Consider the following 17,033-nt stretch of genomic DNA (forward strand, 5'->3'; position numbering starts at 1 on the left):
GTGCCGATGATCCCCTTCGGCAGCAGCAGCGTCACCAGGATGAACAGCGCGCCCAGCATGAACAGCCAGTACGGCGCCAGCGGACCCGAGGTGAATACCGTCTTGGCGTAGTTGACCACGACGGCGCCGAGGGCTGCCCCGACCAGCGTTCCGCGGCCGCCGACGGCGACCCAGATCACCGCCTCGATCGAATTGCCCGGCGCGAACTCGCCGGGGTTGATGATGCCGACCTGCGGCACATAGAGCGCACCGGCGACCCCGGCCATGCAGGCCGACAGCGTGAACACGAACAGCTTGTAGGATTCGACGCGATAGCCCAGGAATCGCGTGCGGGACTCGGCGTCACGCACCGCGATCAGCACCTTGCCGAGCTTTGACGTCACCACCGCGCGGCAGATCAGGAAGGTAATGATCAATGCCAGGCAGCTCAGCATGAACAGCGCCGCCCTTGTGCCGTCCGCCTGCACGTTGAATCCCAGTATGTCCTTGAAATCGGTCAGCCCGTTGTTGCCGCCAAATCCGAAATCGTTGCGGAAGAACGCCAGCAGCAGCGCATAGGTCATCGCTTGCGTGATGATCGAGAGATAGACCCCGGTGACGCGGGAGCGAAACGCCAGCCAGCCGAAGCCGAAGGCCAGCAGCCCCGGCACGAGCAGCACCATCAGGGCCGCGAACCAGAAACTGTCGAAGCCGTACCAGTACCAGGGCAGTTCCGGATAGTTCAGGAACACCATGAAATCAGGCAGGACCGGATTGCCGTAGACACCGCGGCTGCCGATCTGCCGCATCAGGTACATGCCCATCGCGTAGCCGCCGAGCGCGAAGAACGCGCCATGCCCCAGCGAGAGAATGCCGCAATAGCCCCAGATCAGGTCGATCGACAACGCCAGGATGGCGTAGCAGGCATATTTTCCGAACAGCGCCACCAGGTAGGTCGGCACCTGGAACATCGAGTCTGCCGGCAACAGCAGGTTGGACAGCGGGATCAGGATGCCGACCGCGGCGACCACCGCGAGGAAGATGGTCGCGCTGCGATCCAGCGACCGCGTGAGCACATGCGGCATCATGCTTCCACCGCCCGGCCCTTGAGCGCGAACAGGCCGCGCGGGCGTTTCTGGATGAACAGGATGATCAGCACCAGAATGGCGATCTTGCCGAGCACGGCGCCGGCCACCGGCTCCAGGAATTTGTTGGCGATGCCGAGGGTAAAGGCGCCGACCAGCGTGCCCCAGAGATTACCGACGCCGCCGAACACCACCACCATGAAGGAGTCGATGATGTAGCTCTGGCCGAGGTTGGGGCTGACATTGTCGATCTGCGACAACGCCACGCCGGCTATTCCGGCGATGCCGGAGCCGAGGCCAAAGGTCAGCGCGTCGACGCGCGAGGTCGCGATCCCCATCGACGCCGCCATCCGGCGGTTTTGCGTGACGGCGCGCATCTCCAGCCCGAGCGCGGTATAGCGCAGCATGGCGAGCAGGATGACGAACACCGCCAGCGTGAAGCAGAGGATCCAGAGCCGGTTGTAGGTGATCGTGACCTGGCCCAGTTCGAACGCGCCGCTCATCCAGGAGGGATTGCCCACCTCGCGGTTGGTGGGGCCGAACAGGGTGCGCACCGCCTGCTGCAGCACCAGCGACAGGCCCCAGGTCGCCAGCAGCGTCTCCAGCGGGCGGCCATAGAGGAAGCGGATGATGCCGCGTTCGATCAGGATGCCGATCGCGCCGGCGACGATGAAAGCCAGCGGCACCGCCATCAGCAGCGAGTAGTCGAACAAATGGGGGTAGCTGGTGCGGATGGTTTCCTGCACCACGAAGGTGACATAGGCCCCGATCATGACCATTTCGCCATGCGCCATGTTGATGACGCCCATCACCCCGAAGGTGATGGCGAGGCCGATCGCCGCGAGCAGCAGCACCGAGCCGAGCGACAGCCCGTACCAGGCGTTCTGCACCATCGACCACAATGAAAGGCTGCGCTGAATGGCCGCCTTGGCGTTCGCCGCGGCGCTCGCGATCGCTGCCGGCTGGTCGCCGGTCAGCCCCGTCAGCAGCGCCATCGCCTCCTGATCGCCGCGCGCCTTGATGGTGGCGATAGCCTCGAGTTTCTCGACATCCGTGGCGTCGGGCTTGAACAGCAGGATGGCCGCCCGCGCCTCGGTAAATGCCAGTCTAGCTTCCTTGACGGTCTCCTTCTTCAGGGCCTCGTCGACCAGCGGAAGCATGGCTTCGTCGTGGGTCTTGAACACCGATTGCGCGGCCTGGATCCGCCTGGCGGGATCCGGCGACAGCAGCGTCAGTCCGCCCAATGCGGCTTCGACGGCGCGGCGCAGCCGGTTGTTGAGGCGTACGGCGGCGGCGCCGTCAGGCGCCTTGTCCACCGCAGCACCGGTCGCGGCATCGATGATCTTGCCGTCAGGCTGGGTGACGTAGACTTTCTTGCTGTCGGGATCGGCCATCAGCCGGCCGTCCTGCAGCGCGCTGATGATGGCGAAGGCGAGCGGGTTGCCTGATGTCGCAACCGCGCCGATCGCCTCGTCGGTGTCGGAAAATTCGTCGTTGGCGAACTTGCCGACCGCATCCTCGAACGGGCCCGCAAGCGCTGGCGATGCGAGGGCGACGGTCAACAGAAGCGAGAGGACAAGCGCGCGAAAACGGTCAAGAACCTTGGCAAGCACTGGACGACCCCGGCCGGAGTTAAGGAGAAGGCGGCATTGGCGCCGCCTTCTCCGGTAGCTCATATCAAGCAGGAGATCAGGAACCCTGACCGCCGCACTTGTTGGTCTTGGTGTTGTAGTTGCCGCACTTCTTGCCAACCCAGTCGCCGATCAGGTCCTTGGAGCCATCGAGCTCCTTCGACCATGCATCGCCGGCCACCAGGCCCGGGGTCTTCCACACCACGTCGAACTGGCCGTTGGCCTTGATTTCGCCGATGAACACCGGCTTGGTGATGTGATGGTTCGGCAGCATCTTGGAGGTGCCGCCGGTCAGGTTCTTGGCTTCGATGCCGGGCAGCGCGTCGATCACCTTGTCGGCGTCGACCGACTTCACCTTCTCGACCGCCTTGACCCACATCTCGAAGCCGATGACGTGAGCTTCCATCGGATCGTTGGTCACGCGCTTCGGGTTCTTGGTGTAGGCCTGCCAGGCCTTGATGAACTTCTCGTTGGCCGGATCCTTGATCGACTGGAAGTAGTTCCAGGCGGCGAGATGGCCGAGCAGCGGCTTGGTGTCGATGCCGGCAAGCTCTTCCTCACCGACCGAGAACGCGACGACCGGAATATCGGTGGCCTTGATGCCCTGGTTGCCGAGTTCCTTGTAGAACGGAACGTTGGCGTCGCCGTTGATGGTGGAGACCACCGCGGTCTTCTTGCCGGCGGAGCCGAACTTCTTGATGTCGGCCACGATCGTCTGCCAATCGCTATGACCGAACGGCGTGTAGTTGATCATGATGTCTTCCTGCTTGACGCCCTTCGACTTCAAGTAGGCTTCGAGGATCTTGTTGGTGGTGCGCGGATAGACGTAGTCGGTGCCGGCCAGCACCCAGCGCTTCACCTTTTCGTCCTTCATCAGGTAATCGACCGCGGGAATCGCCTGCTGGTTCGGCGCAGCACCGGTGTAGAACACGTTGCGCTCGCTCTCCTCGCCCTCGTACTGCACCGGATAGAACAGGATCGAATTCAGCTCCTTGAACACCGGCAGCACGGACTTGCGCGACACCGAGGTCCAGCAGCCGAATACCACGGAGACCTTGTCCTTGGTGATGAGCTCACGCGCCTTTTCGGCGAACAGCGGCCAGTTCGACGCCGGATCGACCACCACGGCCTCGAGCTTCTTGCCGAGAACGCCGCCCTTCTTGTTCTGCTCGTCGATCAGGAAGAGGACCGTATCCTTCAGCGTCGTTTCGCTGATGGCCATGGTGCCCGACAGCGAATGCAGCACGCCAACCTTGATGGTCTCCTGGGCTTGGGCGCTGTTGAACCCCGCCAGGCCCAAAACCAGCCCGGCGGTCGCCGCCAGCCAGCGGCGGCGGCTGAAGGGCTTCGCTATATCGTGATTCAATTGAGTAAGCATGAGGTGTCATCTCCCTGACGCAGACGTTAAGACGCTGCGAAACGGCCCCACGGCCGCCTGCGTTAACGGAATCGCAAGAACCATGCCACCAGACATATTCTGTCTAACTAAATGGCATCGTTGAAGAATTTTAAAGGCAGTCGCAGAATTGTCGGAATTCATGCCTTATTTTTAGGCCTCAAACCTGTCTGCTAATGCGGCATCCTGCATAAATTATAAACAGACGGGATTTGATGGCTAAATTTCCGGCAGGATTTTTGCACCGCCGCAAACGCTCGTCGAAGGGTTGAATTCTGAGGGCTCTTTAACCGCGTCAAGGAATCGTCGCCCGATTCACCTTGAAAGCGCCGCGTTCGTGTTCCATATGACTACCACGACCCAGGGAATCACCGGGTCACTGCGAGCCGCGTGTTCTGAGCCCGTCCAACGGTTTCTGGCTTGCCCCTTCAGCTAACCAAAACCGACGCCCCAGACACGCGGGTGTCTCTGACACCCTCGCGCGCTCCTGGCTGAAACAGCCGGGCGCCTGCTTTTATAATGGAAAGTACCCAACTTTTGACCTCCTTTCAGGATTTCGGCCTTGCCGATCCCATCTCGCGTGCGCTCAAGGAAGAGAACTATCTGACGCCCACGCCCATCCAGGTTCAAACCATCCCCATCGCACTCACCGGCCGTGACGTCGTCGGTATCGCCCAGACCGGCACCGGCAAGACCGCGGCCTTCGCGCTGCCGATCCTGCACCGCATTCTGGAGAACCGCATCAAGCCGCAGCCCAAGGCCTGCCGCGTGCTGGTGCTGAGCCCGACCCGCGAACTGTCCGGACAGATCCTCGACAGCTTCAACGCCTATGGTCGTCATATGCGCCTCACCTCGGCGCTGGCGATCGGCGGCGTGCCGATGGGCCGCCAGGTCCGTTCGATCATGCCAGGCGTCGAAGTCCTGGTCGCGACGCCCGGCCGCCTGCTCGATCTCGTGCAGAGCAACGGCCTCAAGCTCGGCCAGGTCGAGTTCCTCGTGCTCGACGAAGCCGACCGCATGCTGGACATGGGCTTCATCAACGACATCCGGAAAGTCGTCGCCAAACTCCCGATCAAGCGGCAGACGCTGTTCTTCTCGGCCACCATGCCGAAGGACATCGCCGAACTCGCCGAAGCGATGCTGCGCGACCCGGCGCGGGTCGCCGTGACGCCGGTGGCCTCGACGGTCGAGCGCATCACCCAGCGCATCATCCAGGTCGATCACTCCAACAAGCCGACCTTCCTGGCCAATCTCCTGAAGAGCGAGACGGTCAACCGCGCGCTGGTCTTCACCCGCACCAAGCATGGCGCCGACAAGGTGGTGAAAAGCCTTGCCCGGGCCGGCATTAGCGCGGACGCCATTCACGGCAACAAGTCGCAGAACCACCGCGAGCGGGTGCTGGCGGCGTTCCGCACCGGCGAGATCCGCACCCTGGTCGCCACCGACATCGCCGCCCGCGGCATCGACGTCGACGGCATCAGCCATGTGGTGAACTTCGACCTGCCCAACATTCCCGAGACCTACGTCCATCGTATCGGCCGCACCGCGCGCGCCGGCGCCGAGGGCGTTGCGATCTCGCTGATCGCGGGCGCCGAGGAAATGGGCTATCTGCGCGACATCGAAAAGCTGATCCGCATTGCCCTGCCGCGAGAAGATCACCGCACTCCGGGCCATCGCGAAGCCGCACCGCCGCCGGCGCAGCATCGCGGGGCACGATCCGGCCCGCGCACGCATGCGAGCAGGAGCAACGAAGCCGCACCGGGCTCGAAAGGCCCTCGCCGAAACCGCCGTCCCGGTGGTAATGGTGGCGCGCCGCAAACCAACCGCCACGAGACCAGCCGGCAGGAGCCGTCCCGTCCGCCGGCGCAGGCCACCGGCAAGCCCGAAGGGATGCAGGGGGTTGCGTTTTTGCATCGCGAAAGCCGTCCGAACACCCGACCCAACCGCACCCAACGACCGCGCTGATCGATCGATCTGGAGACAACCATGGCTAAAGAAGAGCTGATCCAGTTCGAAGGACTGGTCACCGAAATCCTCCCCGATGCACGCTATCGCGTGCAACTCGACGCAGGACACGAGATCGTCGCCTACACCGCCGGCAAGATGAAGAAGAACCGGATCAAGACGCTGGCGGGCGATCGGGTGACGATCGAGATGTCGCCTTACGATCTGGAAAAAGGCCGACTGATCTTTCGTCACAAGGACGAGCGCCCGGGTGGCGGACCGCCTCGCGGTGCACCGCCGCGCGGTCAATTCCGCCGCCGCTAAAATCGCGCAAACCGCATGGCAAAACCATGGCGGTGCGTCGGCAATGGCCTCCAACTGCGATCCCGGACGCGATAAAAAAATCGTGCACGTCAGGATTGTTTTGGAGGCTATTTTGCAATATTATGGGCCTTATCGATTTTCGGCCGGACGACATTAGCTATCCACCGGTACAGCCGGTTTAGACGCTGACGACCCTTCCAAAATTCGATCTCACCAGCCCGCCGCAAGTGGGCTTCTGCTATATCTATCTTGAGAAGGGACTACCCCCGTGAGCATGGGAACCGTGAAGTGGTTTAACGCGACCAAGGGCTTCGGCTTCATTCAACCGGATGACGGTGGCAACGACGTGTTCGTGCACATCAGCGCCGTAGAGCGCGCCGGCCTTGGAACGCTGCGTGAAGGCCAGAAGATCAGCTACGAGATCGTGGCCGATCGTCGCTCTGGCAAGTCTTCGGCCGACAATCTGCGCGCCGCTGGCTAACGGATATCTTTCGGGCGCTGCCCCGGAGAATCCGACCTGACTAATGCAGAAGGCCGCGCCGGTGCGCGGCCTTTTTATTTGCAGTTCCTATTTGCACGCACGAATGACACCTACCGTGATCGCTGGGACCCAGCTGCGGTCACGAGGTCGGGCAGTTCGGGAGAGAACCGGAACTCGGCGTCGGGTAGATCACGCAGGTCGACTGCCGCGGACGGGTATAGGCGACGTCCTTCAGGTTCACCCCCGTCGGCGCCATCACCTTGCCGACAGCCGGTACATAGAGATAGCTGACTTCGCTGAAGATCAGATAGGTGCCGCCAACCCTGAGTTCGGTCGGTATCGTGACCGTGCTTCCCTTCGCACGCGGCGAGTGACCCTGGCTCCACGTCACCTTCACCTCCAGCGACCCGGGGGTGACATACAATTCGGAAATGGTTGATTGCGTTGGCGACGACGGATAGGGCGTCATGATCCCCTTGCTGGCGGCGAAGAAGCCGGTCAAGTCGGTGTTGTTGACCGACGTCGACTGCGAGGTCAGATCGGATAGCGTTCGCGCCATCAACGTCACCTTGCGATTGACCGCCACACCGGATGAAAACTCCACCGTACCGAAGAACATCACCAGCATCACCGGCACGATCACGGCGAATTCGGTCGCGGCAATTCCGCTGCGATCCGCCAGCATCCTCGCGGCGGTGCGCCGCAGGCGAAGCCAGATTGGGAACATCGACATGGTTTTCATCGCTTTGTCCCGTCAGCAAGACGAAGTGGCGAGGAAGGGCTCGTTGCGGAATGCGGCAGTGGCGGACAACAGCCGCTTGCTGCCGGACAGGTTCGAGATGTTGTAGCCGAGCCCGGTGACGAACAGCGGCCATTCATAGAACATCCGCACCACGACGATGTCGCCGCCCTCACCGGGGCAAAAGCTGGTGGGCGGGATGAAATTCTTGCTGCCGTCGATCGGTTCGGTAATCGCGACGTCGGGGAAAGCGGGATAGCTCTTGGCTTCGATATGGAGATTGTCGCAGTTGAAAAGCACCTTGGCGAGAGCGCCGGTCGGGCAAACGACGGTCGCCTTGAACTGCGCCTTGTTGTAGTTGGCGGTCTGCGCCTGGCCGGTCATGATCAGGCGCGCGGAGTCCTGCGTGACGGTCTCCAGCACCTGGCCTGCGAAGAAGATGATCGCGGTCTCGATGATTGCAAACAGCAACGCGAAGAACACCGGCGCCACCAGCGCGAATTCGACGGCGGCCGAGCCTCGGCGGTTGCGGCGGAACCTGCGCAATACGATTCTGAACGGGCCTTGAGCGGCGGCGGGGGACGACATCGAACAATCCTTGAATCGCGGCGGCAATTTCCTGACCGCGAGGTTTACCTGAAACAGATTGTCGAAGTGTTTCGCCGGATCGAAGCGGAGTGACCCGCTTTGTTAACCGCACCTTAACCATTTGGGATGCGGCGCCGCGGATCGCAATTCGCCAAGAGAAGGCATGACGGGCTGCCGCGCCGGCCGGCGCGGGCCATCAGGGTGATTTGCCGCCCGCCGCGGCAGCGCCGCTGGCCTGGTTGGAGAGCGAGCCGGCCTGGTCGATCGCCGACTTGAAGTAGCTCTCGCCGTCGCCCAGGGTGACGCGGCGCTGGCAGATCGGCATGCAGCTGTAGGATTCGCGTTCGACGCCGCGATAGATGGTGACGAGCTGGTCGGTCGGACCCTCGACCTGGATGATGCGGTCGACCAGGATATCGCCGGCGCGGTCCATCGCGATGAAATTGGTGGCGCCGTAGCCCTTGCCGGTGACGACGATGATGCCGCCGTTCTGCAGCGTGACGTCGGCGATCAGCGGGTTGCCGACCACGATGGTGGCGACCTTGCTGGGGAGCCTGACCAGTTTGGCCTGATCGACATTGACAAGGACGGTGTCGGCCGCGGGCGCGGCCAGGGCCGCCGCCGGCCACAGCAGAAATCCGATCGCGAGCGAGCGGAATGAAGAAAACGCGCGTGAGCGCCTACGCAAGCAACTGAACGACATACTCTACCCCGGGGCGTTGACGAGCCGGCAAAAGCGATACGCAGCGGAACCGGCGCCCGACGGGGCAAATCTGACCCTAATGTGTGAACGAAGTGCAAACAGCGGAGATATCCTTGGGCAGCCGCTTATTGCCGGAACGGATAGACCAGTTGTCCGGCAATCTCGGTCGGGAACGTCGCCTGGTCATCCACGCCGTAATGGTCGGGCAGTTTGTTTTCCGGCATCCGGAAAGTTCCGAACAGAATGTCCCAGAGCGGAAAAGTGCCGGCGAAGTTGGTGTTGCCGCCCTCTTCCGGCGAGGTGTGATGCCAGCGGTGGAACACCGGGCTGGCGAGCACGTATTTGAACGGACCGAGCGTCCAGTTCAGATTGGCGTGCACGAACGCCGAATGGAACATGTTGAAGGGCGCGACCCAGAGCATGACGTTGGGCGAAATACCGGCGATCAGCAGGAAAACGTCGACCAGGATGGTTCCCAGGAACAGGTTGACGGGGTGGAAGCGCGCCGCGGAAATCCAGTCCAGATGCTCGGACGAATGATGGATCGCGTGGTATTTCCAGAAGTCGCCCCGGTGAAACATACGGTGCAGCCAGTACAGCATGAAGTCCGACAGCACGAGGAACAGCACGGCCTGGAACCAGAGCGGCAGTTGGGCCAGCGGGCCGTGGCCATTGTCGTAGAAGGCGATCAGTTCGTCGGCATCGTGGATATTGAACAAGACGCCGGCGCCGAGCACCAGCAGCCCGATTCGCAGCACGCGTGCGAACAGCGGTACGAAGAACCAGTAACAGAAGTCAGTGACGAGTTCCTTCTTGCGCCACCACGGCGTTCCCGGATTGCAGGCCCAGAAATGGGTCAGCACCGAGAACACCACGGCCAGGCCGATGGTGACGGGGACGACCTTGGCGATCGTCTCGCCGAACATCACGACGACTTCCAGGGGCAGATTGGACATGGCAACCTCATGCGGCGGACCCTCAAGGGGTACCCGTTCGCGCTTAAGGAGCGATGAATCCGCGCCGGTTGACGCCCTTGAAGCGCTCCAAACCGGGGACGATCGGCGATCTGTCGAATTGCAGGCAAGCTCTTAATTCCACATTTACTGTGCTCAAGAAGTGCCGGTTCCATCGAGGTTTACGCAGTCGAATTAACTGCGCCGAAATTTCCCGACCGTAGGTTACGCCCATGGTCACGGTGCTGAGACGCCGGCGAGACCAAACGTAAGTCGACAGCCACGTGTACACATGGAGTTACATATGAAGAATCTGATTTCGCGTTTCGTGAAGGACGAGTCCGGCGCCACCGCCATCGAGTACGGCCTGATTGCAGCCGGCATCTCGCTCGCGATCATCGCCGTGGTGAACGGCCTCGGTACCAACCTGAACACCAAGTTCACCTCGATCAACACCTCGCTGAAATAAGCGACGGCTGCGGAAAAGCGTCAAAGGCCCCGGAAATCCCGGGGCCTTTGCTGTCTCTATAGAGTGGTGTTGGCGTAAACATGCGTAAATCGGTGTCCGCCGCAGCGGCAACAAGCCCGGACCTTCCGGCCGGCAGCCGGGACAGGCGGGCGATGGAACTGGTCTGTCTTACGCTGGCCCTGGCGATGCTCGCCATCGCCTTTCGGATCGCCAGTATCTTGTGACCGCTCGGGCCGTTTCCCGATTGTTCATCTCTGACCGCTAGAATCGGGCGATGCTCCGACCTCTCGTCAGCCATACGGGCCGCTTCGTCCCATGATCCTCGATATCGTTCGCCTCACGCTGTTTCCGGCCCTGATGGCGTTTGCCGCGGCGAGCGACCTCTTCACCATGACGATTTCGAACCGGATATCGCTGGCGCTGACGGCCGGATTTCTGTTCCTCGCCCTGTTCAGCGGCATGCCATTCCTCGACATTCTCGCGCACGTCGGCGCGGGCTTGACCGTGCTCGTCATCGCCTTCGGCTGCTTTGCCATGGGCTGGGTCGGCGGCGGCGACGCCAAGGTGGCGGCCGCGGCCGCATTGTGGTTCGGCTTCGGCCATCTGCTCAACTACCTGCTCTATGCCTCGCTGTTCGGCGGCGCCCTGACATTATTGTTGCTGCAGTTCCGGCAATGGCCGCTGCCCTGGCAACTCGCGGGCCAGCCCTGGCTGCTCAAGCTGCACGCCAAGGAAACCGGCATTCCCTACGGCATCGCGCTCGCGATCGGCGCGCTGATGATCTATCCGGAAACCGAATGGATCAAGGCCGTGGACCTCAGCCACTTCGCCATGCGCTGAGCGCGTTTCGGTAAACTCCCGTTAACGCGATTTAGATACGCCTCATTAACCATGCTTTGACGAATAGCTGGTCAACTCCCATCACGGCGACGGAAGCGTCGCGGCGTAATGTGGAAAGTGAAGCGTATGAATACCGCACGCATTGTGGTGCTGACGATCGCTGTCGGAGCCGGAGGCGTGGCCGCATATCTTGCGAGCGGTTCCGACACGGGACCGGCGCCGGCGGAGCCGGTGGTCCAGATGCCGACGATCGACGTTCTCGTCGCCAGGGCCGACATCGGTCTCGGCCAGTCGCTCAAGCCCGACGACCTGCAATGGCAGACCTGGCCGGCCTCTTCGAACAACAACAGCTTCATTCGCCGTGCCGAACGGCCTGATGCCACCACGCAGGTGGCGGGGTCGATCGCGCGCTCGCCTTTCATCGCCGGCGAACCGATTCGCGAACAGAAGCTGGTCAGGGCCGACGGATCCGGTTTCATGGCTGCGATCCTGCCCACCGGCATGCGCGCGATTTCCACCGAGATTTCACCCGAGACCGCCGCCGGCGGCTTCATCCTGCCGAACGACCGGGTCGACGTCATCCTCTCCAAACGCGAGAAGGGGGCCGACAAGAACGGTCCCGACGTCGTCAACTCCGAAGTCATCCTGACCAATGTCCGCGTGCTCGCGATCGATCAGGCGCCGAAGGAAAAGGACGGGCAGAACGCCGTGGTCGGCAAGACCGTCACGCTCGAGTTGAAGTCCGAACAGGCCGAGACGCTGGCGCGGGCGCGCCAGACCGGCACGCTGGCACTGGCGCTGCGCAGCATTGCCGACCTCAACATGGTCGAGAACAAAACCGACGATCAGGCTCCCAAGCGGGGCGACAGCATCAATGTCGTTCGCTACGGCGTCTCCAGTCCGACGACGATGCAGAAGTGAAGAGGACGCGCGATATGAAGTGCAGGGAAAGTCAGCCGGTGATCCGGACCATGATGGTCCGCGCCCTGTCGTTTTCGGCTGTCGCGGCAATGATGTGCAATCAGGCCCTGACGCCGGTGCTCGCGAGCGACTATCGCGCCGCGGCGCCGTTTGCCGCCGATGGCCAGATGAACGCACGCTTTCTTGCGCTCGGCATCGGCAAATCCATCGTGATCGACCTGCCGCGCGACATCAAGGACGTGCTGGTCGCGGACCCCAAGATCGCCAATGCCGTCGTCCGCTCCTCTCAGCGCGCCTACATCATCGGCGCCGCGGTCGGTCAGACCAACATCGTGTTCTTCGATTCCGCCGGCCAGCAGATCGCGGCCTACGATATCGCGGTCAAGCGCGACCTTAACGGCTTGCGCGCGGCGCTGAAGAGCACGCTGCCCAATGCCGATATCCAGATCGAAGGTGTCGGCGACGGCGTCATGCTGACCGGGTCGGCGGCAAGCCCGGTAGAGGCGCAGCAGGCCGGCGAGCTCGCCGCGCGCCTGGTAGGCGGCACCGAAAAGGTGGTCAACTCGATCGCGGTGCGAGGCCGCGACCAGGTGATGCTGAAGGTCACCGTCGCCGAAGTCGCGCGCACGGTCATCAAGCAGCTCGGCATCGATCTCTCCGGCAGCCTGAATTACGGCACCGCGGTCGTGAACTTCAACAATTCCAACCCCTTTACCGCACTTGGCCGCACGCTGGTCGCCGATAACGCCGCGACCGCTTCGTTCGGCTCGGTGTCGGCCACCATCCGCGCGATGGAGAACGCCGGCGTGGTGCGCACGCTGGCGGAACCGAACCTGACCGCGATTTCCGGCGAGTCCGCGTCCTTCATCGCCGGCGGCGAATTTCCGGTCCCGGGTGGCTACAACTGCGATTCCGTTACCCGTGTCTGTACGACCCAGGTCACCTTCAAGAAGTTCGGTATCTCGCTGAACTTCACCCCGGTCGTGCTGACAGAGGGCCGCATCAGTCTGCGGGTCATGACCGAGGTCTCCGAGCTGTCGAATGAAAACGCCATTACGCTCAGCCAGGGATCCGGCAATTCGCTGACGGTCCCCTCGGTCAAGACCCGCCGCGCGGAAACCACGCTCGAAATTCCCTCGGGCGGCGCGATGGCGATGGCGGGCCTGATCCAGGAATCGACCAAGCAGGCCATTAACGGCCTGCCGGGCCTGGCGCAGCTGCCGGTACTCGGAACGCTGTTCCGCAGCCGCGACTTCGTGAACAGCCAGACCGAACTGGTGGTGCTGGTCACGCCCTTCATCGTGCGCGCGGTGGCGCAGAAGGATCTGTCGAGGCCGGATGACGGCTTTGCCAATGCGTCGGATCCGCAGGCCGCCCTGCTCGGCAGCATCAATCGCATCTACGGCGTCCCGGGCCGCGTCGAACCGGGCCGGAATTATCGCGGCACCTACGGCTTTATCACCGACTAGGCGGGACGAGGACCAAAACGATGACAATCAAACTACCCCTCGATCGCAGTCGCGCTGTCCGCCTGGCGGGATCGCTTGTCGGTCTGGCCGTCGTGCTGGGCGCCTGCAGGCACACCGGCGACGTCGCCGTGGCCGAGCCCTATCCCCACGATTACCGCCAGCGCCACCCGATCGCGATCGAGGAATCCAGCCGCTCGGTGGTGATCTTCGTCGGGCAGGCACGGGGCGGCCTTTCCGCCGCGCAGCGCGCCGACGTGATCGGGCTGGCGCAGGTCTGGCTGCGCGAAGGCACCGGCGCCATCACCGCCGACGTGCCGGTCGATACGCCGAACGCGCGCGCGGCCGCAGACTCGTTCCGGGAAATTCAGGCGACGCTGACTGCCGCCGGCGTGCCGCATCGCGGGGTCGTCGCCCGCCGCTACAAGCCTGACGATCCGCGCACGCTGGCGACGATCCGGCTGAACTATCCGAAGATCGCGGCGGTGGCGGGTCCCTGCGGGTTGTGGCCCGAGGATCTCGGTCCCTCGATCAAGAACAGGAGCTACTTCGAGAACAAGCAGTATTACAATTTCGGCTGCGCCTATCAGCGCAACATGGCGGCGATGGTCGACAATCCGGCCGACCTGGTGCAGCCGCGAAGCGAGACACCGGCCTATACGCCCCGGCGCAGCATGGCCTTCGACAAGTATCGCAAGGGTACTTCGACCGCGACCACCTATCCCGAATCCGACAAGGCCAAACTCAGCGATACAGGCAAATGATCAGCTACGCGCGTCAGAAAATCGAACAACAGCCGGACGGATCGCCGCCCGCGGAAGATCACATTGCGCCCGCGCCGCGTGTATCGGTGCAGGCGTTTTGCGAGACCGTGGAAACCGCGGCCGCCGTGCAATCGGCGGGCGAAGACCGCCGCCTCGGCAAGGCCCATCTCAAGATCCAGATGGGCGGCATGGCGGCGGCAATCGAGGCCTATCGCACCGCGCCGACGCCGAACGTGATTATCCTGGAAACCGAGGGACGCACCGACATCCTCGCCGGGCTCGATCAACTTGCCACCGTGTGCGATTCCGGAACCCGGGCGGTCGTGATCGGCAAGATCAACGACGTCACGCTGTATCGCGAACTGGTCCGCCGCGGCGTCAGCGACTATGTGCTCGCGCCGGTCCACACGATCGACGTGGTGCGCTCGGTCTGCAATCTGTTTTCGGCGCCGGAGGCCAAGGCCGTCGGCCGCATCATCGCCATCGTCGGCGCCAAGGGCGGCGTCGGCTCCTCCACCATCGCGCACAACGTCGCCTGGGCGATCGCGCGCGACCTGGCGCTGGACTCGGTGGTGGCCGACCTCGACCTCGCCTTCGGCACCGCCGGGCTCGATTACAACCAGGATCCGCCCCAGGGCATTGCCGACGCCGTGTTCTCGCCGGATCGGGTCGATACCGCCTTCATCGACCGGCTGCTGTCGAAATGCACCGACCATCTCAGCCTGCTGGCCGCGCCGGCGACACTGGAGCGGGTTTACGACTTCGGCGCCGAGGCCTTCGACTCGATCTTCGATACGCTTCGGACCACGATGCCCTGCATCGTGCTCGACGTCCCCCATCAATGGTCGGGCTGGACGCGGCGTGCCCTGATCGGCGCCGACGACATCCTGATCGTCGGGGCGCCGGACCTCGCCAACCTGCGCAACACCAAGAATATCTTCGACCTGTTGAAAGCCGCGCGGCCCAACGACCGGACGCCGCTCTACTGCCTCAATATGGTCGGCATGCCGAAACGGCCGGAAATCAACGCCGGCGAATTCGCCAAGGCGATCGAGAGCCAGCCGATCGCATCGATACCGTTCGACCCGCAGATGTTCGGGTCGGCCGCCAACAACGGCCAGATGATCGCGGAGATTTCCGCCAATCATCGTACCACCGAGATCTTTCTGCAGATCGCGCAACGGCTGACAGGCCGCGGCGAGACCAAAAAACCGCGGGGTTCCTTCCTGTCACCCCTGCTCGAGAAGCTGCGGGCCAAGTAACCCGCATGGAGTATCGTCGTGTTTGGTAAGCGTAGCGGAACTGAAGGCGATACGCGGGCTGCGAAGCCCGCCGCAGGCGTGACCTATCCGCCTGCCGCGGCTCCGGCCGCCGTTGCACCGCCCGTCGTATCCTCACCGCCGATCTCTCCGGCGAAATCGGGGCCGCCCGCGCCCGCCATCGACGCGCGGCGGTCGGACAGCTATTATCAGGTCAAGGCCACGATCTTCGGCGCCCTGATCGAAGCGATCGACCTTGCCCAGCTCGCCAAGCTCGACGGTGAATCGGCGCGCGAGGAAATTCGCGATATCGTCAACGAGATCATCGCGATCAAGAACATCGTGATGTCGATCGCCGAGCAGGAAGAACTGCTCGACGATATCTGCAACGACGTTCTCGGATACGGACCGCTGGAGCCGCTGCTGTCGCGCGACGATATCTCCGACATCATGGTCAACGGCGCCGGAACGGTGTTCATCGAAGTCGCTGGCCGTATTCAGAAGACCGGGATCCGCTTCCGCGACAACCAGCAGCTCCTGAATATCTGCCAGCGCATCGTCAGCCAGGTCGGCCGGCGCGTCGACGAATCCTCCCCTATCTGCGATGCCCGTCTCGCCGACGGCTCGCGCGTCAACGCCATCGTGCCGCCGCTGGCGATCGACGGCCCGGCGCTGACCATCCGCAAATTCAAGAAGGACAAGCTGACGCTGGATCAGCTGGTCAAGTTCGGCGCGATCACGCCCGAGGGCGCCGACATCCTGCAGATCATCGGGCGCTGCCGCGCCAACGTGCTGATTTCCGGCGGCACCGGTTCGGGCAAGACCACGCTGTTGAACTGCCTGACCCAGTATATCGACGACGACGAGCGCATCATCACCTGCGAAGACGCCGCCGAACTCCAGTTGCAGCAGCCGCATGTGGTGCGGCTGGAAACCCGGCCCCCCAACATCGAGGGCGAAGGCCAGGTCACGATGCGTGAACTGGTCCGCAACTGCCTGCGTATGCGCCCCGAGCGCATCATCGTCGGCGAAGTCCGCGGACCCGAAGCCTTCGATCTGCTGCAGGCCATGAATACCGGTCACGACGGATCGATGGGAACGCTGCACGCCAACAACCCGCGCGAAGCGCTGTCCCGCTGCGAATCCATGATCACCATGGGCGGATTTTCGCTGCCGTCGCGGACCATCCGCGAGATGATCTGCGCCTCGATCGACATCGTGATCCAGGCCGCGCGCCTGCGCGACGGTTCGCGCCGCATCACCCACATCACCGAGGTGATGGGCATGGAAGGCGACACCATCATCACCCAGGACCTGTTCATCTACGACATGGTCGGCGAGGACACCAACGGCAACATCATCGGCCGGCATCGTTCGACCGGCATCGGACGGCCCCGCTTCTGGGATCGTGCGCGATATTACGGTGAAGAGAAGCGGCTTGCGGCGGCACTCGACGCCGCCGAAGTCATCGTGGAAGTCTGAAGGAGCGAG

At 63.0% G+C, this 17,033-nt stretch carries 17 protein-coding genes; 10 read left to right on the plus strand and 7 right to left on the minus strand.

All coding sequences use genetic code 11. The features are described 5' to 3' along the window. The 3 genes from urtC to urtA form a co-directional block, all read right to left on the minus strand. Positions 1 to 1,067 (minus strand): urea ABC transporter permease subunit UrtC (urtC, locus tag Q8R73_RS05420; protein WP_305718507.1); only part of this gene is annotated, 1,067 nt, incomplete at its 3' end. Further along, positions 1,064 to 2,677 carry an urea ABC transporter permease subunit UrtB gene (gene urtB / locus Q8R73_RS05425; protein ID WP_305718508.1) on the minus strand — a complete coding sequence of 538 codons (1,614 nt, stop codon included), beginning with the start codon at positions 2,675 to 2,677 and terminating at the stop codon, positions 1,064 to 1,066. The genes urtB and urtC, both read right to left, overlap by 4 nt. Before the next feature lie 76 nt (positions 2,678 to 2,753). Next, positions 2,754 to 4,073, minus strand: coding sequence for an urea ABC transporter substrate-binding protein (gene urtA, locus Q8R73_RS05430; RefSeq protein ID WP_305718509.1), 1,320 nt, complete (start codon positions 4,071 to 4,073; stop codon positions 2,754 to 2,756). Between the two features lie 537 nt (positions 4,074 to 4,610). On the opposite strand from urtA, the gene Q8R73_RS05435 reads away from it, so the two are divergent. The 3 genes from Q8R73_RS05435 to Q8R73_RS05445 all read left to right on the plus strand — a co-directional run bounded on the left by Q8R73_RS05435 (position 4,611) and on the right by Q8R73_RS05445 (position 6,840). Next, positions 4,611 to 6,056, plus strand: a complete 1,446-nt coding sequence (locus Q8R73_RS05435) for a DEAD/DEAH box helicase (RefSeq protein ID WP_305718510.1) — start codon at positions 4,611 to 4,613, stop codon at positions 6,054 to 6,056. Between the two features lie 21 nt (positions 6,057 to 6,077). After that, positions 6,078 to 6,359 carry a translation initiation factor IF-1 gene (infA, locus tag Q8R73_RS05440; protein ID WP_011474121.1) on the plus strand — a complete coding sequence of 94 codons (282 nt, stop codon included), beginning with the start codon at positions 6,078 to 6,080 and terminating at the stop codon, positions 6,357 to 6,359. Between the two features lie 268 nt (positions 6,360 to 6,627). Continuing rightward, positions 6,628 to 6,840 (plus strand): cold-shock protein, encoded by a 213-nt coding sequence (locus Q8R73_RS05445; protein WP_011474122.1) that lies wholly within the window; start codon positions 6,628 to 6,630, stop codon positions 6,838 to 6,840. A gap of 139 nt (positions 6,841 to 6,979) precedes the next feature. Here Q8R73_RS05445 and Q8R73_RS05450 read toward each other — a convergent pair whose 3' ends face one another. From Q8R73_RS05450 to Q8R73_RS05465, 4 genes are all read right to left on the minus strand, one after another. Next, positions 6,980 to 7,567, minus strand: coding sequence for a TadE/TadG family type IV pilus assembly protein (locus Q8R73_RS05450; protein ID WP_305718544.1), 588 nt, complete (start codon positions 7,565 to 7,567; stop codon positions 6,980 to 6,982). Between the two features lie 27 nt (positions 7,568 to 7,594). After that, positions 7,595 to 8,167, minus strand: coding sequence for a TadE/TadG family type IV pilus assembly protein (locus tag Q8R73_RS05455; RefSeq protein WP_305718511.1), 573 nt, complete (start codon positions 8,165 to 8,167; stop codon positions 7,595 to 7,597). 196 nt (positions 8,168 to 8,363) lie between these two features. Next, positions 8,364 to 8,870, minus strand: a complete 507-nt coding sequence (locus Q8R73_RS05460; RefSeq protein ID WP_305718512.1) for a pilus assembly protein N-terminal domain-containing protein — start codon at positions 8,868 to 8,870, stop codon at positions 8,364 to 8,366. 125 nt (positions 8,871 to 8,995) lie between these two features. Beyond that, positions 8,996 to 9,826, minus strand: a complete 831-nt coding sequence (locus tag Q8R73_RS05465; protein ID WP_305718513.1) for a sterol desaturase family protein — start codon at positions 9,824 to 9,826, stop codon at positions 8,996 to 8,998. Positions 9,827 to 10,127: 301 nt separating this feature from the next. Here Q8R73_RS05465 and Q8R73_RS05470 point away from each other — a divergent pair, with 301 nt between their 5' ends. From Q8R73_RS05470 to Q8R73_RS05500, 7 genes are all read left to right on the plus strand, one after another. Next, positions 10,128 to 10,292: a Flp family type IVb pilin gene (locus Q8R73_RS05470; protein WP_305718514.1), complete on the plus strand. Its 165-nt coding sequence runs from the start codon at positions 10,128 to 10,130 to the stop codon at positions 10,290 to 10,292. A 315-nt stretch (positions 10,293 to 10,607) separates the two neighbouring features. Next, positions 10,608 to 11,132 (plus strand): prepilin peptidase, encoded by a 525-nt coding sequence (locus Q8R73_RS05475; RefSeq protein WP_305718515.1) that lies wholly within the window; start codon positions 10,608 to 10,610, stop codon positions 11,130 to 11,132. A gap of 126 nt (positions 11,133 to 11,258) precedes the next feature. Further along, positions 11,259 to 12,053: a Flp pilus assembly protein CpaB gene (gene cpaB / locus Q8R73_RS05480; protein ID WP_305718516.1), complete on the plus strand. Its 795-nt coding sequence runs from the start codon at positions 11,259 to 11,261 to the stop codon at positions 12,051 to 12,053. Between the two features lie 14 nt (positions 12,054 to 12,067). Next, on the plus strand, positions 12,068 to 13,522 hold the full coding sequence (locus Q8R73_RS05485; RefSeq protein ID WP_305718517.1) for a type II and III secretion system protein family protein: 1,455 nt from the start codon (positions 12,068 to 12,070) through the stop codon (positions 13,520 to 13,522). Positions 13,523 to 13,542: 20 nt separating this feature from the next. Beyond that, positions 13,543 to 14,283 (plus strand): CpaD family pilus assembly protein, encoded by a 741-nt coding sequence (locus Q8R73_RS05490; RefSeq protein ID WP_305718518.1) that lies wholly within the window; start codon positions 13,543 to 13,545, stop codon positions 14,281 to 14,283. Then, a complete protein-coding gene (locus Q8R73_RS05495; protein ID WP_305718519.1) occupies positions 14,280 to 15,545 on the plus strand; it encodes an AAA family ATPase in 1,266 nt (421 codons plus the stop codon). Before Q8R73_RS05490 ends, Q8R73_RS05495 begins: the two co-directional genes overlap by 4 nt. Positions 15,546 to 15,563: 18 nt before the next feature. Then, positions 15,564 to 17,024, plus strand: a complete 1,461-nt coding sequence (locus Q8R73_RS05500) for a CpaF family protein (protein WP_305718520.1) — start codon at positions 15,564 to 15,566, stop codon at positions 17,022 to 17,024. The last annotated feature ends 9 nt before the right edge of the window (positions 17,025 to 17,033 follow it).

This window comes from Bradyrhizobium sp. (assembly GCF_030697065.1).
Classification (GTDB): Bacteria; Pseudomonadota; Alphaproteobacteria; order Rhizobiales; family Xanthobacteraceae; genus Bradyrhizobium.

Coding starts and splice junctions, on each gene's coding strand:
- urtA (WP_305718509.1), bottom strand. CDS start 4,073: ATGCTTACTCAATTGAATCACGATATAGCGAAGCCCTTCAGCCGCCGC.
- Q8R73_RS05435 (WP_305718510.1), top strand. CDS start 4,611: ATGGAAAGTACCCAACTTTTGACCTCCTTTCAGGATTTCGGCCTTGCC.
- infA (WP_011474121.1), top strand. CDS start 6,078: ATGGCTAAAGAAGAGCTGATCCAGTTCGAAGGACTGGTCACCGAAATC.
- Q8R73_RS05450 (WP_305718544.1), bottom strand. CDS start 7,567: ATGTTCCCAATCTGGCTTCGCCTGCGGCGCACCGCCGCGAGGATGCTG.
- Q8R73_RS05455 (WP_305718511.1), bottom strand. CDS start 8,167: ATGTCGTCCCCCGCCGCCGCTCAAGGCCCGTTCAGAATCGTATTGCGC.
- Q8R73_RS05460 (WP_305718512.1), bottom strand. CDS start 8,870: ATGTCGTTCAGTTGCTTGCGTAGGCGCTCACGCGCGTTTTCTTCATTC.
- Q8R73_RS05465 (WP_305718513.1), bottom strand. CDS start 9,826: ATGTCCAATCTGCCCCTGGAAGTCGTCGTGATGTTCGGCGAGACGATC.
- Q8R73_RS05470 (WP_305718514.1), top strand. CDS start 10,128: ATGAAGAATCTGATTTCGCGTTTCGTGAAGGACGAGTCCGGCGCCACC.
- Q8R73_RS05475 (WP_305718515.1), top strand. CDS start 10,608: ATGATCCTCGATATCGTTCGCCTCACGCTGTTTCCGGCCCTGATGGCG.
- cpaB (WP_305718516.1), top strand. CDS start 11,259: ATGAATACCGCACGCATTGTGGTGCTGACGATCGCTGTCGGAGCCGGA.
- Q8R73_RS05485 (WP_305718517.1), top strand. CDS start 12,068: ATGAAGTGCAGGGAAAGTCAGCCGGTGATCCGGACCATGATGGTCCGC.
- Q8R73_RS05490 (WP_305718518.1), top strand. CDS start 13,543: ATGACAATCAAACTACCCCTCGATCGCAGTCGCGCTGTCCGCCTGGCG.
- Q8R73_RS05495 (WP_305718519.1), top strand. CDS start 14,280: ATGATCAGCTACGCGCGTCAGAAAATCGAACAACAGCCGGACGGATCG.